The sequence below is a fragment of the Nostoc sp. CCY0012 genome, assembly GCF_963920855.1.
GTDB lineage: Bacteria > Cyanobacteriota > Cyanobacteriia > Cyanobacteriales > Nostocaceae > Cyanocohniella.
On record NZ_CAWUDM010000052.1, the window covers coordinates 1 to 13,221 of the forward strand.

At 38.3% G+C, this 13,221-nt stretch carries 15 protein-coding genes and 1 pseudogene; 12 read left to right on the forward strand and 4 right to left on the reverse strand.

Features of this window, described 5'->3' with window-relative positions; genetic code table 11:
- Positions 1-806 (forward strand): annotated as a pseudogene (locus ACM0OS_RS16210) (carbamoyltransferase); the annotation flags it as partial.
- Positions 807-892: 86 nt separating this feature from the next.
- On the opposite strand, the gene ACM0OS_RS16215 reads toward ACM0OS_RS16210, so the two are convergent.
- Complete coding sequence (locus ACM0OS_RS16215; RefSeq protein ID WP_414544224.1) at positions 893-1,534, reverse strand: hypothetical protein; 642 nt, start codon at positions 1,532-1,534, stop codon at positions 893-895.
- A gap of 84 nt (positions 1,535-1,618) precedes the next feature.
- The gene (locus ACM0OS_RS16220; protein ID WP_414544225.1) at positions 1,619-2,008 is read right to left on the reverse strand and encodes a hypothetical protein; all 390 of its coding nucleotides are present in this window, start codon (positions 2,006-2,008) and stop codon (positions 1,619-1,621) included.
- A gap of 187 nt (positions 2,009-2,195) precedes the next feature.
- On the opposite strand from ACM0OS_RS16220, the gene ACM0OS_RS16225 reads away from it, so the two are divergent.
- On the forward strand, positions 2,196-3,365 hold the full coding sequence (locus tag ACM0OS_RS16225) for a glycosyltransferase (RefSeq protein WP_414544226.1): 1,170 nt from the start codon (positions 2,196-2,198) through the stop codon (positions 3,363-3,365).
- Here ACM0OS_RS16225 and ACM0OS_RS16230 read toward each other — a convergent pair.
- Positions 3,326-4,537 (reverse strand): glycosyltransferase family 4 protein, encoded by a 1,212-nt coding sequence (locus tag ACM0OS_RS16230; RefSeq protein ID WP_414544227.1) that lies wholly within the window; start codon positions 4,535-4,537, stop codon positions 3,326-3,328. The genes ACM0OS_RS16225 and ACM0OS_RS16230 overlap by 40 nt on opposite strands.
- 192 nt (positions 4,538-4,729) lie before the next feature.
- Between ACM0OS_RS16230 and ACM0OS_RS16235 the strand changes: the two genes are divergently transcribed.
- The 5 genes from ACM0OS_RS16235 to ACM0OS_RS16255 are packed head-to-tail and all read left to right on the forward strand — an operon-like array spanning position 4,730 to position 9,178.
- Positions 4,730-5,620 carry a hypothetical protein gene (locus tag ACM0OS_RS16235; protein WP_414544228.1) on the forward strand — a complete coding sequence of 297 codons (891 nt, stop codon included), beginning with the start codon at positions 4,730-4,732 and terminating at the stop codon, positions 5,618-5,620.
- Positions 5,617-6,276 carry a hypothetical protein gene (locus tag ACM0OS_RS16240; protein WP_414544229.1) on the forward strand — a complete coding sequence of 220 codons (660 nt, stop codon included), beginning with the start codon at positions 5,617-5,619 and terminating at the stop codon, positions 6,274-6,276. The genes ACM0OS_RS16235 and ACM0OS_RS16240 overlap by 4 nt, the downstream gene beginning before the upstream one ends.
- 3 nt (positions 6,277-6,279) lie before the next feature.
- Positions 6,280-6,897, forward strand: coding sequence for an FHA domain-containing protein (locus tag ACM0OS_RS16245; protein WP_414544230.1), 618 nt, complete (start codon positions 6,280-6,282; stop codon positions 6,895-6,897).
- Positions 6,898-6,922: 25 nt separating this feature from the next.
- Positions 6,923-7,918 (forward strand): UDP-N-acetylglucosamine--LPS N-acetylglucosamine transferase, encoded by a 996-nt coding sequence (locus ACM0OS_RS16250; RefSeq protein ID WP_414544231.1) that lies wholly within the window; start codon positions 6,923-6,925, stop codon positions 7,916-7,918.
- A gap of 48 nt (positions 7,919-7,966) precedes the next feature.
- Positions 7,967-9,178 carry an FtsW/RodA/SpoVE family cell cycle protein gene (locus ACM0OS_RS16255; RefSeq protein ID WP_414544232.1) on the forward strand — a complete coding sequence of 404 codons (1,212 nt, stop codon included), beginning with the start codon at positions 7,967-7,969 and terminating at the stop codon, positions 9,176-9,178.
- Between the two features lie 17 nt (positions 9,179-9,195).
- Here the strand turns inward: ACM0OS_RS16255 and ACM0OS_RS16260 are convergent, their stop codons facing one another.
- Positions 9,196-9,684 carry an N-acetyltransferase family protein gene (locus tag ACM0OS_RS16260; protein WP_414544233.1) on the reverse strand — a complete coding sequence of 163 codons (489 nt, stop codon included), beginning with the start codon at positions 9,682-9,684 and terminating at the stop codon, positions 9,196-9,198.
- 84 nt (positions 9,685-9,768) lie between these two features.
- Here ACM0OS_RS16260 and ACM0OS_RS16265 point away from each other — a divergent pair, with 84 nt between their 5' ends.
- The 5 genes from ACM0OS_RS16265 to ACM0OS_RS16285 all read left to right on the forward strand — a co-directional run bounded on the left by ACM0OS_RS16265 (position 9,769) and on the right by ACM0OS_RS16285 (position 13,191).
- On the forward strand, positions 9,769-9,900 hold the full coding sequence (locus tag ACM0OS_RS16265; RefSeq protein ID WP_414544234.1) for a hypothetical protein: 132 nt from the start codon (positions 9,769-9,771) through the stop codon (positions 9,898-9,900).
- 88 nt (positions 9,901-9,988) lie between these two features.
- Positions 9,989-10,768: an SDR family NAD(P)-dependent oxidoreductase gene (locus ACM0OS_RS16270; protein ID WP_414544235.1), complete on the forward strand. Its 780-nt coding sequence runs from the start codon at positions 9,989-9,991 to the stop codon at positions 10,766-10,768.
- Positions 10,769-10,884: 116 nt separating this feature from the next.
- Entirely contained in the window at positions 10,885-11,712 is an 828-nt protein-coding gene (locus tag ACM0OS_RS16275; protein ID WP_414544236.1) for an SIMPL domain-containing protein, read from the forward strand.
- A 138-nt stretch (positions 11,713-11,850) separates the two neighbouring features.
- Positions 11,851-12,252 (forward strand): STAS/SEC14 domain-containing protein, encoded by a 402-nt coding sequence (locus tag ACM0OS_RS16280; RefSeq protein WP_414544237.1) that lies wholly within the window; start codon positions 11,851-11,853, stop codon positions 12,250-12,252.
- 423 nt (positions 12,253-12,675) lie between these two features.
- Positions 12,676-13,191, forward strand: coding sequence for a lecithin retinol acyltransferase family protein (locus ACM0OS_RS16285; protein WP_414544238.1), 516 nt, complete (start codon positions 12,676-12,678; stop codon positions 13,189-13,191).
- Positions 13,192-13,221 lie beyond the last annotated feature (30 nt).

Sequence of the window (13,221 nt, forward strand, 5' to 3'; positions counted from 1 at the left end):
TTTTCTCAAATTGTTGCCACATCTCATCTTCAACTGCCTTGTCACCCGTTAAGCCTGATGGCAGACTGTTTATTGTCACAGATTTAGTGAATATTCAAGAGTATGAGTCTAAATTAGAACATTGGTGGCAAGGTGGAGCCGCCCATAAATTAGTGTTGGGAACTGCCGATCGCAATGATATTCTGTTCTCAGTTCCTCACTGTCATACAGCTTTTAATCAGACTTGGGATGAATACAACACTGAGTTAGACCAATGGCTACAAAATTTCCATACCACTGGTTTAAGGACTGTCAACTTTGGTTATATTCTCATTTGTCGGGTGGATAATATCGGCTCATATTACAGCCGCACGATCCACAATCCCCATCAGCCAATTCACCAGCAAGTACAAGAATATTTCCAGCAACGGCAGTTATTAGAAGCAACGCCAATCCAAGATTACTTTTTGGTAATGTCTCCAGATTTGCGATTTAGATTAGAGACGAGTCCCCGAACCGGAGAACGCCAAATTGAGTTATTTGCTCCCAATAATCCTTATTTCACCACTTATCCCATCAGCGAACAAATGTATCGCTTGTTGCAAGATGTCAATCAATGCCAACCTACGTGGGCATCTTACGTCACCGCAACTAACCAAGAATGGCTGCGGGAATTAATTTATAAGGGCATCCTTTATCTAACTGTGGAAGCACCCAATGTCAACCGAAATCGCCGATTAAATGACCCAGCTCCCATTCACGGGTTAACTATTGAAGAATTGCAAACTAAAACAACTCCTACCTGCGTTTCTTCGTATTTAAGGTAGATAGGTGGTAGTAAATAGAAAAAAATCATATCCCCGACATATTCAACAAATCGGGGATTTTTTTGTGGTTGTTTTTTCCTTAGATTTCAATCTTCATAAGGTTGTGGGTCAAGAATTTCTATTTCTCTAGGTGATACTTGCCTAACTCCACCAGTTGGAGATAAATCTTCTCCATTGAGAATTTCCACAATTATTTTAGAACCCTTACTTCCCAATTGATATCCACTAAAAACTGCCAATTCACCTGTATTTTTTATTCTTAAAATTAACTTGTAAATTTGCCCTGAAGGGTTAACAGTTTTATACTCTTCTCCTAACATCTGTTTCTCCTGATTCAAAAGATTTTTCAGCAATATTGCAGCCTGTTCGTTACCTGGGGGTAAAAATTTTGGTAACCAATATAACGCCCTAGCTACTTGCTGAGGCTGTTCTAATAATTTGTTAGATAGAATGGCTATAACGCGCCGGAAACCAATACGTGGAAGTAAATACTTTAGCCAAAGTTCTATTTCACTGGCATTTGCTTTATCTAATCCTTGGTCTAAAAGCAGTTCAAGATATTTTTTGTTTTTCAGAACAGCATTAGCTAACTTTAAACCAATGAGAGAATCTCGATCTAAAAGGGCGTTTATTTCCTCGAACTGCTCTGACTCTGCTAAACTCCTGAGCCTCCGTTGTAAAGCCTTATAATCGGCAATTTTTGTATCAGGAATAAATCGGTTAGTCATATTATCTTTCCTATTCATATCTTATGACATTTCTTCTTCCGACTTAAGTGCATCCTGATGTCATCTTGCAGTGGCTATTCTGTATTAATCATTATCAGGGAGTAAAATTACACTGATTAGGCTTTTGAATTGACCTGGCTCAAAAAGTTCTTCGGGTAAACCTGCGTTGCTCATCAAGTCAGGGGTAGGTCGATAATGTCCAGATTCATTAGTCCACTTGCGGAGAATACCTCTTTTAGTGCGTCCCGAAAAGTAAAGCCGACCAGCGTAGTCTACATCTTTTCCCATTGCTAAATCTACATGACCAACTGGTCTGCCTCCTACTCTAGCACTGGCTCTACAAATGAATACTTTTCCCTCTAGGGTGACAAAATTATATACTCCTGATGCGGTGCGTTCTTCACGTTTGTATCTCACCTCTCGCCATTTTCCTTCTCGGAAGACAAGCTGCGATCTTTGGATGATTCTTGGCAAGTCCTCCGGAAAAAGATTAGCGAACTTCCTCAGTCCCAAAGCTCCTCACAGTTTGCTACCCTCCACATCATGATATTAATTTGTGCATTTCTGAGACAAAGTTCTTAAACAAAAATTAGATTAATGCCAATGTGGACAAAACGGTTGTCACTAATTTACAACAGGTGGGAACCTGCTTGACCGTAATATGAAACGTCTTTTATTAATTACAGAACGGTTTGCACCAGATTTGGGAGGTTTAGCTACTAGTGCGACACGTCTTGTAACGACACTCTGCCAATTGGGGATAGAAGTTGATGTTGTTACCTGGAGCCGTTATTTACAGCCGGGTGAAGTGTTACCACCGGAAACTCTAGATACTAAATCTCGAATCTATCGTATAGGCTTATACCGTCATTGGGATATGACAATGCCTCATACACTAAATTTTCTCGATTGGTTGCACCAAACTCATCACTATAATGCTGTGTGGGGACATTATCTTTTTCCTTGTGGCTTTCTCGCTACTTGGTTTGCTGCACTCCAAGGAATACCGAGTACAGTCAGCGCCCGTGGTAATGATATTGACAAAGAAATGTTTCCTCCAGGAGATTTTGCTCGTCTACAATGGACGTTACAAAATGCCAGTGTCATTACTGCTGTCAGCGCTGATATGTCTCGCAAAATTCAGTTACTTAGTGGGCGAAATGATGTGTTGGTGTTGAAAAATGCAGTGGATACAGATATATTCTGTTTGCCGAACTTTCAATCACCAGGAGAAATCACTAGGGAAACGTTAGGAATTGCGCCTGATGAAGTTGTCATGGGATTTTGTGGCGAATTACGAGAAAAGAAGGGACAGCAGTTTCTTTTAAATGCTTTGACAACAGTTCGCAGTCAGCGCCCGGCTTGTTTATTAATTATCGGTGAGGTACGGGCTTCTCAGGAATCGGTGTTGCAAATTTATCAAACTCAACAGCCAGAACACGCCCAAAGAATCATGATTACGGGACATTTAGGAAATTCGCGGTTAGTTGCTGAACATTTACGACTTTGTGATATTTATCTCCAGCCTTCACTGTGGGAAGGAATGCCAAATGCACTGTTAGAGGCCATGGCTTGTGGTTGTTGCTGTATTGCTAGTGATGCGGGGGGGATTCCAGAAGTGATTTTACATGGTGAAAATGGTTTTTTGTTGCCTCGTTCTCAGTTGCATAGATTGGGTGAAGCGGTGTTGGAATGTCTGACAATGCCAATAGCGCAAAAAAATATGCTGATTCAGGCAGCAGGCGATCGCATTCTCAATGAATATTCTATCGCCCAGGAGCAACAACGACTTCAAACTGTGATTGATCGTTTAATCCCCAATTCTCCATAAGCAGCGGTTAAAGCTTCACCAGCACGTTGCCAAGTGTAATATTGCTCAATGCGCTGACGGGCGTTGGTTGCTAGTTGGGTGGCTAATTCTTTCTGGTTTTGCAATTGCAACACCGCATCTTTAATGGCTTTGGCTGAACCAGGCTTGACTAACAAAAAATGTACTTTGTCTTCTCCAAGTTCCCGTACCACTGGTAAATCACTAGCAATTACAGGAACTCCCGTCGCCATACCTTCTAAAATTTTTAGGGGACAGCAACCTTGGACTAAGTTGCGATCGCTAGGCATTAATGGTGCCAAAATCATATCAGCAGCATGGATATGTTCTATTAACTGTGTTTGTGATGTGGGTTCTAAAATAGTTAGTTTATCTGTAACTCCCAACTTTAATGCCAGTTGCTTTAACTTTTTGATTTGATAATCTCTGGCTTGTCCTATTACTGTTAAATAGGCAGGAAAATCTTTATTTACTAGTTCTAAGGCTTCAATTGCTAAGTTGACACCTTGCCACGGTGAAAGTGTGCCAAAATATATCATTTGTAAGGCATTTGGTGCGTCATTCTTCAGTGTAGGTAATGTGTTTGAGTGTTTATAAATAAATACATTTAAATCTACACCATTGGGAATTACTTTAATTTTCTGGGCTGGTATACCCCGACTTTGTAAATATGCCGCTGTCACACTACTTGGTGTCACAATTAAGTCGGCTGCTGTTAAACAAATTTGTTCTTGGGTATGTAATTTGTGAAGTAACACTGGATCATCCGTAACCCCAGGATAGCGATATTTTAGTTCAATTGAGGGTAAACCATTGACTTCAAATATCAGGCGATCGCAATATTGCTGTTTATTACTGGCGATGATCAAACCTTCGTAAATTGAACGAATATGAACTACAGCAAATCTCTGATCTTGCAACCATACCCTTAATGAATTTTGAAAATACAAAACTCTGGCAATCAAGTTTTTACCTAAAGCTGGCAACATTGTTTGCCTTATATGTGGATACATTTCGTTGACATCTATCCTAGCCGCTGTAGGTGAAACTGTCACCAACTGAAGATGATCAAAATCTCCAGCTAAGGCCATAGAGAACGCCATAATATGAATCGCTGCCCCTTTGGGAGCGGGAACAATATCAAAACAAATATAAGCTATCTGCGGTTTATTCATAAAACTTTATATACTTCGTTGACACTTAGTTTTCCCTTTGTTATACTGGCGGCTATTTATACGAGTTTTATCCAAAGTCTTTTGACAAAAATCAATTGTAAAATACTTTGAATAAAGTTAACAAAAATCTATAAAATTGCACAACAAAACAAGATGTCTGGGATTAATTTAAATTAACGGGGTTTGCATAATATGCCCATTGAATTACAGCAATTTCGTAAAAATTTAACATATGAGGTCAAGGCACCTTTAACTATTATCACAACTGATTTAAATGATTTAGACGCACTTTCTCAGTTAGCAGAAATCAGGAAAAATAAACACGGTAAAAAAGCTATTTACTATTTTGTAGGAGCAGCCGTATTAGGTGTACTGAGTTTGATTGTATCTAGTCTCAGTATACTATCGTTGTTACTAAAATTGGGCTGTATAGGTTTGGGTATCGCCTGGGTTTATTCCTTAGCAATGATGTCTAAGTTTAGTAGACTCAATATTCTTAATTATCGCTATAAAGTCACTAAGCAAATTTTAGATATGCTAGTTCGAGATTTAGATGAAATATCTGACGTTTATCTAAAGTTATCTTTTCAAAACGATGAAATCAACGAAAATAAAATAAATACAATACCACATCCCTATCGATCAGGATGGAAAATAGATATTTATCAAAATCAGTGGTTAAATATTCAAGGAATATTTTTAGATAAAACTCGCTTTAAATTAACTACTATGGGGCTAACCAAAAAACAATATGGCTGGAAACGTGGTAGGAGTGGCAAGAGTAAGTATAAATCAAAAGTTAAATCAGTAGGCTTAGATATCAATTTAAGTTTAACTTATCCTCAACGTCGTTATGGAGCAGTAAAAATTTTAAAAAATGAAATTAGAGATGCCATCAAGCTACCTCAAGTAGCTGTTATCAGAAATTTAAAAATTACAGATAAAGCTATGCATCTTATTGTGAGAATCTCGCCCAATCAATCAGAAATTCAAGAAGAGATATATCAAACAATTGTAGCTATGTTTTTGAGTTTATATCAAATCCTCAATTTAGGAAAGATGCTTTCTAAGGATAAAGTATGAAAATTATTTTTCTGATTTCGGCTTTTTTAATAACCTTAATTTTAGGGTGTAATAAACAGACAGTAAATGAGTTACCACAAAAAAATATTTCAGAAACCACACCTACGGCAATTGCGGTTACTAACTCTACAGAAAAAATTAAATTTAAGACTGAGTTTGGAGCAGATTTATTTTCCTTAAAGCAGCAAGCAAATGGAGCTAAATTAGTAGATGGTAATGATCAAGAATTAGCCAAAATGCGAGAAGAAGAACCAGGAAAACTTAAAATTAAAAATGCTTCAGATAAAGTTTTAGGTTACGTAATTAGAGAAAAAGGCCTGTGGACACTAAAAAACCCAGAACAAACTCAATCGTTGTATATCCTCAAGCGACAGAATGATCAAAACTATACTTTAGAAGATACTGCTAAAAAAGAAATTTATCAGATAAAAACGCAAAAGGATAGGTGGGAAATTAATACAACACAGCAAAATTTAGTGTATCAAATCAGGATTAGAGATGGTAAAACTTCTTTAAGGAATGCATCTGCAAACACAGTATTTTCTACAAAATCGGAAATAGCACCCATTGCATTTGCTTGTTTTGGATTAGACATTCTCACGCGTGAACAACAAGCGGCTTTAGCTTATGCTGTAAATTTAACAGGGGGGCAATAAAACTTGCAAATTCAACTTACTTGGATAGATCCAAATACCGCAGAACGCCGAGAACCATTATTAGAAACACCAGTGGTGATTGGGCGCAGTTTTCAGCAAATGCCACAGGAAATTAATGGTAAACGAGTTTCTAGGGTGGTAATTAATGATGATTTAGTTGCAGATTATCATGCTTTGATTGATTGGCATAATCAAGAATTAATGATTATTGCTCAAAATACAAATCTGGGCATAAAAGTTAATGGTTTATTCGTAAATGATGGTAAATTGAAAAATGGCGATCGCCTGCAAATTGGTAACTGTGAAATAGAAGTCAAGTTAGCCTCCTCAGCAGGATCAAATGTCTGCGATCGCCTGGTAGGATTTCTATTTAAACGACGCTGCGATCGCACTGATAATATTGGCTGTCCTCACTGTGATGAGTCCTACGAAGAAGACTATGCCTTTTACGGTAACTATGGCAATTATGGCTCTGGTGACTGGGGTCATAGCTATTACGAGAATAAAGCTTATTATGTCTATGATCCCTATACAGGTAATGTCAATTTTACAGAAGCAGATGCTGTAAGTTTAGAACATGAAAGTGATACAGATTTTGAATATGATATGGGAGCTAGTTGAACAGTTATTATAGATTATTTGTATTTTGCAAAAAACTTGGTTAATTTATGCTTTAGGTGGTGGATGGGGGCATTTAAATCGGGCGTTATCTCTAGGAAGAATTGCTGCACACCACAGAAAAGTTAGGATTATTACCAATAGTCCTTATACACATTACATGAATCATGAAGGGTGTGTAATACATTGGATTTCCAACAATATCAGTTTTTCGGCAACCTGTTTACAAGTCCGAGAAATTTTACTGAATACTCGCTACGATGGCTTAATTATTGATACCTTTCCCAGAGGCTTGGGGGGTGAATTGGCAGATATATTACCGCAGTTGTATCCTATCCCCCGGATTTTAATTCATCGGGATATTAACCCAAAATATATTACTGCCAAGGGTTTAGAGTCTTTTGTCAAGAAAAATTTTGATGCTGTGATTGTACCAGGAGAAGGTACAGATTTAGGGTTGTGTGACTTACCTGGTGTTCACCACACAGCACCTTGGTTGATTCGTAATGCTGAGGAATTACCAGAGAGAAATGTCACGCGATCGCATATCCTCAGAGTAGATAAGTCCGTAAAAACTATCCTTGTGTGTGCAGCCGGGCAAGCATCCGAGTTAAGTATTTTTACACAAATAGCCCTGGAACTACATCAAAGATTTCCCGAATGCGCCGTGAGAATTTTAGCACCTGATTGTCCGGTAGATGTTCCACAAGCTTTGTGGGTGTCTCACCATCCAGGTATTGAATGCCTAGCCGCAGCCGACGTAGTTATAGGTGGGGCTGGATACAACACAGTTTACGAATGTGCCGCTGTGGGTGTACCTTTAGTAGCATTAGCTTTTCATCGACTGTACGATCGCCAAAAAAAACGAGCCAGCAAGGGTTATTGGGTCAAGAATATTCAAGAAGCTGTTGCCACTGTGAGCATACTTCTAGATCAAGTAGCAACACAAAAAACTTCCGTTGTCTCAACTTATATTAACGGTGCTGTGCAAGCAATGCATCAGATTATGAGTTATAAGTTGTAAGTTATGAATTTTATCTTCTAATTACTAAATTTTTACCTGTATTGAATCGTGAATCTACGCCATCTGATTCCCATTTTTGATAATTCCGTCGCTACTTGGGCCTTAGAAGCGCGATTACTGCGCTGGTTAACATTGATTTGGCTGTCTGTAGGACTAATCATGCTATTTTCAGCATCTTATGCCGTTGCCGATGCGCGTCAAGGAGATGGACTATATTACTTTAAGCGTCAAGTCGTTTGGGCTTTAGTGGCCTTAATTGGATTCAACATAATTGTGAATCAACCCCTCAGGAAAATTCTGGGGATGTCCCATTGGTTTTTAGCAGTATTTTTGGCGTTAATTTTTGCCACCTTGATTCCCGGAGTAGGGAGAAAGGCTTTTGATGCCGCACGTTGGATAGCCATTGGGCCCATTCCCCTCCAACCTTCAGAATTAATTAAACCCTTTTTGGTGCTGCAAAGCGCCCGACTGTTTGGACAGTGGGAACGTTTGACTTGGCTAGTGCGTTTAATTTGGTTAGGTATTTTTGGTTTAGTACTTTTGGGAATCCTCGCCCAGCCTAACTTAAGTACAGCTGCACTCTGTGGGATGACTATGTGGTTAATTGCTTTAGCGGCTGGCTTACCTTACAAGTATTTAGGAGGAACAGCAATTGGTGGTATACTCCTAGCCGTACTCAGTATTAGTATCAAAGAGTATCAGCGAAAGCGGGTGATGTCGTTCCTCAATCCTTGGGCTGATCCTACAGGTGATGGTTACCAATTAGTACAAAGTTTGTTAGCTGTAGGTTCTGGTGGCCCTTGGGGGGCTGGATTTGGACTTTCCCAACAAAAGCTGTTTTATTTGCCAATTCAGGACACTGATTTTATCTTTGCAGTGTTTGCCGAAGAATTTGGCTTTGTTGGCAGTATCGTACTTTTGATACTTTTAACTTTATTTGCCGCTTTAGGACTAATTGTGGCATTAAAGGCGAAAAACCCAGTAAATCGCCTCATAGCCAGTGGTGTAATCATTGTGATTATTGGGCAATCATTGCTACATATTGCTGTGGCGACAGGTGCCTTACCAACTACAGGCTTACCGCTACCCATGTTTAGCTATGGCGGTAATTCTATTATTTCCAGCTTAGTTTCTATTGGATTACTAATTCGGGTAGCGCGTGAGAGTAGTGAAGCTGAAGTAGTACCGTTGCGACAAAACAAATCTGAGAATGGACGTCAGCGCCGGACGTTAGCGAAACAGAAAATCTTAAAACGCTAGACTCGGAAACTGTTGTCTTAAATTCGCAGCCCCATAATAATCAAGTCCCGTTCTGTACCATCAAGTTCTGCAACTTGTGGCAAATATCCCCATTGTTGAAACCCGAAGGATTCAAATAACCGTAAACTAGGTTGATTATGGGCAAAAATAAAGCCCAAAAGCGTTTTTAAACCCAAATTAGGACTTTCTTGGATGGCTTTGGCTAACAGTTGTCCTCCTAATCCACATCGATGAACAGCAGGGGCAATATAAATACTAATTTCGGCGGTGGAATTATAAGCTGGCCGCCCATAAAAAGATTGAAAACTCAGCCACCCTACAACTATACCTTCTACTTCTACCACCCACAACGGTCGATGTGAAGGCGATCGCCCTTGAAACCAAGCAAAGCGACTTTGCACAGACACTGGTTCTAAATCAGCGGTTGCTGTGCGGTGGGGAATTGCCGCATTATAAATTGCTACGATTGCAGGTAAGTCAGTTTCAGTCGCATGGCGGATAGTCATCGCTGCCGTTTCAGAGAAAGTTTTGCACAAATATTTCAGAATAATACAGTTTTTGGCGAAAAAAATAGCAGAGAACCAGGAATTATGTCTGCAACACCTAACCTGATTTTGCTGAATGATTATTCTCTAGAAGAAGTAATTGGCTATACAGTAGTTGAACTAAATTTGGGTAAAGATAAACAGGCGATCGCTAAACCTTTTCACCCTTTGAACTAGCCGAGAAAATTAGTCAAGCACTACAATGGGGTGCCTGAGGTAGCTGCTAAGAAGTATTTTCGTTAAAACTCTTAAAATAGTCACAATTATGACAACTACTCTGATCACAGGCGCATCAGCAGGAATTGGTGCTGCTTTTGCCCAAGAATTAGCCTCTCGTCATCACAATTTAGTTTTAGTAGCTCGTTCAGCAGATAAACTAGAACACCTCAAGTCTACGCTGCAAGAAAAATACAAAATTCAAGTGGACTACATAGTCCAAGACTTAACAGCACCACAAGCGGCACAAGTAGTATACGATGCCGTCAGCAACAAAAAAATCACCATTGACCTGTTAATTAATAATGCTGGTTTTGGTGATTATGGCGATTTTGCTGAACAAGACGACGAACGGCAAGTTAAAATGATACAACTAAATATTTTGGCATTAGTTGATATCACGCAAAAATTTCTGCCAGGAATGCGACAGCGAAAATCGGGAGGAATCATCAATTTAGCTTCAACTGCGGCGTTTCAACCCATTCCTTACTTTTCAGTTTATGCTGCCAGTAAAGCTTTTGTCTTAAGTTTTAGTGAAGCACTATGGTCAGAGAATCAACAACATGGTGTGCGTATCTTAGCCGTTTGTCCTGGGCCAACAGAAACACAATTTTTTCAAGAAGCACAATTTCCCAATGTTCTGATGGATTCTTTAGGTAAAAATTATACTTCTCCAGAAGAAGTAGTACGTACAGCACTCCAAGCATTAGAAAAGAATAAATGTAATGTAGTTCCTGGTACTATCAGCCAAAAAATACAAGTGAATATACCCAGATTTTTCCCGCGACAAGCTGTAGTAGGATTTGTACATAAATTCTTTAGCAGTTAGATACTCACAGACAAAAGACCACAACAAGGACATGAAAATATTTTGTCCCTAGTCCCTAATTTTAATTTTGGCGTGTAAACTTTGACAAGTAATCTCTTGAAAGAAATATCCACGCCATGAAAAAAATCACTGCTTTCATACTGATGAGTGCTACATTGGCTATCAGTACAGAAGCCTTAACGCCCAGACTTGCCAATGCTCAATTGTTTTATCCCCCAGCAAGCGATCGCAATTCCTTGATGGTTATTGGTCAGGGTATAGTCAAAGTGCCAGCCGATACAGCAGATATTGAATTAGTCATCGGTACTGATAGTAATAATAATGAGTTGGAATCGCAACTATCATCTCTACCAATCAGCCTGCGCTCATCCTCAACAAATGTACTTTTAAATCAGCAAAAACCAGCACCAATTTCACGTAAACTAACTTTAGCTAGCCAAATAGCCCTAAATCAAGCAACTCTTAAGCCTATAGTAGATAGCTTAGTGGCTAAAGGTATTAGAGCTAACAACATTAAAGTACAACCCAGTGAAAATCAAGCCAAAATATTGGTGAGGTTAGAAAAACCAACAAGTGATCGAGTCAAAGAAATAATTGCTACAGCAAATGCAGCAACTAATAAACTTGATAATCTAACAATTAATAATGTCGGTGTAAATTATGCAGTAACCGACTGTCAGGCTTTGCAGAGTGCAGCATATCAATCAGCCATGAAAGATGCTCAAAGCCGCGCTCAAGCTTTAGCTACAGCTATGGGTGCAAAACTTGGTAATGCTTCTGTAGCCGAGCCATTTTATACATTGCTATATCCCTCATGTAGTTCCAAGGCGGGATTACCTTTACCTTCTTTTGGGGGGTTATTATCTTTTCCATCTTTCAATCCAGATAATCCCGCAGAAGTAGAGATGAAGAAAGATATTTTTGTTACATATACAGTGCAATAGTTTTACAAGCGATCGTGCTTTTTATTAGAGTGTAATTAGAGTGCGATCTGCTTGCAGTTAACTAATACGACTTGCCCATAAACACAGATTTAGAAGGTTGTCTTGATAGAATATGAATAAATTAACTGGTGAACAAGAATGTCAACAGTAAAATTAGAAGTACAACTGTCATCAGCAGAATTAATAAAAGCTGTTGAGCAGTTAAGTCATGAAGATTTAGAGCAATTTGTTTCTCAAGTTATTATGTTGCAGGCACAACTAAAAGCATCTAATTTGCAAAAATCAGAGGCAGAATTATTATTAAAAATTAATCAAGGTGTTCCTTTAGATATTCAAAATTACTATAATGAATTAATTGTAAAAAGAGAAAATGAAACTCTCAATTCAGACGAGTATCAGGAATTGTTGAGGTTAACTGAACAAATAGAAAACCTGCAAGTACAACGTATTGAATATTTGGCAGAATTATCTCGTTTGCGTGAAAAATCACTCACGGAATTGATAAACGATTTAGGCATTAACACACAAATATATGTCTGATATTTAAAGCATTAAATGTAGGTTGGGTTAAGCGCAGCGCAACCCAACATTGATCTGAGAAACTCAACAGGGATATTGGTGTTGGGTTTCCTTGCGTCAAACGCCACTCGCCCCAAGCCGGGAAACCCGCCCACGTGAGTGGCGCTCCAACCTACTGGCGTGACAAGCTGAAAATGTTGGGTTCATCAGATGGAAGAAAAATTCAATTATGATCATTGATTATTTAACCCAATAAATTAGACTAGACGCGCTACTACAATTTTTTTTGCATCAATTTAGTCAGATCACGCTAGTACTCTTCATCTAATCTACACAAAATTTTCCTAGTTTATACGAATTTCAAAAAACGACCATGCTAATAACATTTATATTATCTAGTTTTTTCTACTAATTTAAATTTATCTAAATATATAGAGAGAAATTATGGCACAAGGAGATCACATTTACTGTCAAGCTAACCGAATTGGTCATTCCATAATATATCATCATGGAATTGATTGTGGTAATCAAACTGTTATTCATTACCAAAAAAATTATAAAAATGAAAATTGTGGAATAATCCGCTGGGTTTCTTTTAATGAGTTTGCCAAAGGAAACAAAATTTATACTGAGCCATACGATTTATGCGATCAATCGCTAATTGTAATCGCTAGAGCAAAACGAAGACTAGGGGAAAAACGGTATAATTTTTTTTATAATAACTGTGAGCATTTTGCTCGTTATTGCAAAACAGGTCAACACACAAGTTCTCAAGTAGACAAGGCTAACAGCATAATAGGAGATAATGGAATTGCTATTCTTAATAATCTCAATCATTGTAGAAATCATAGTATAAGTTGTATTAAATCAACAACAAACACTACTAAAAACTATATTAATATGTTAATTAACTCTAATAAAAATAATGAAAACGATAACGATTTACCATATATAATTTGAACGTAAATTAGGGAATCTGGGATGTGTTAT

Bases quoted from the DNA above. Each gene is read 5' to 3' on its own strand.
- ACM0OS_RS16235 (WP_414544228.1), top strand. From the start codon at position 4,730: ATGCCCATTGAATTACAGCAATTTCGTAAAAATTTAACATATGAGGTC.
- ACM0OS_RS16285 (WP_414544238.1), top strand. From the start codon at position 12,676: ATGGCACAAGGAGATCACATTTACTGTCAAGCTAACCGAATTGGTCAT.
- ACM0OS_RS16230 (WP_414544227.1), bottom strand. From the start codon at position 4,537: ATGAATAAACCGCAGATAGCTTATATTTGTTTTGATATTGTTCCCGCT.
- ACM0OS_RS16265 (WP_414544234.1), top strand. From the start codon at position 9,769: ATGTCTGCAACACCTAACCTGATTTTGCTGAATGATTATTCTCTAGAA.
- ACM0OS_RS16280 (WP_414544237.1), top strand. From the start codon at position 11,851: ATGTCAACAGTAAAATTAGAAGTACAACTGTCATCAGCAGAATTAATA.
- ACM0OS_RS16275 (WP_414544236.1), top strand. From the start codon at position 10,885: ATGAAAAAAATCACTGCTTTCATACTGATGAGTGCTACATTGGCTATC.
- ACM0OS_RS16260 (WP_414544233.1), bottom strand. From the start codon at position 9,684: ATGACTATCCGCCATGCGACTGAAACTGACTTACCTGCAATCGTAGCA.
- ACM0OS_RS16240 (WP_414544229.1), top strand. From the start codon at position 5,617: ATGAAAATTATTTTTCTGATTTCGGCTTTTTTAATAACCTTAATTTTA.
- ACM0OS_RS16215 (WP_414544224.1), bottom strand. From the start codon at position 1,534: ATGACTAACCGATTTATTCCTGATACAAAAATTGCCGATTATAAGGCT.
- ACM0OS_RS16225 (WP_414544226.1), top strand. From the start codon at position 2,196: ATGAAACGTCTTTTATTAATTACAGAACGGTTTGCACCAGATTTGGGA.
- ACM0OS_RS16270 (WP_414544235.1), top strand. From the start codon at position 9,989: ATGACAACTACTCTGATCACAGGCGCATCAGCAGGAATTGGTGCTGCT.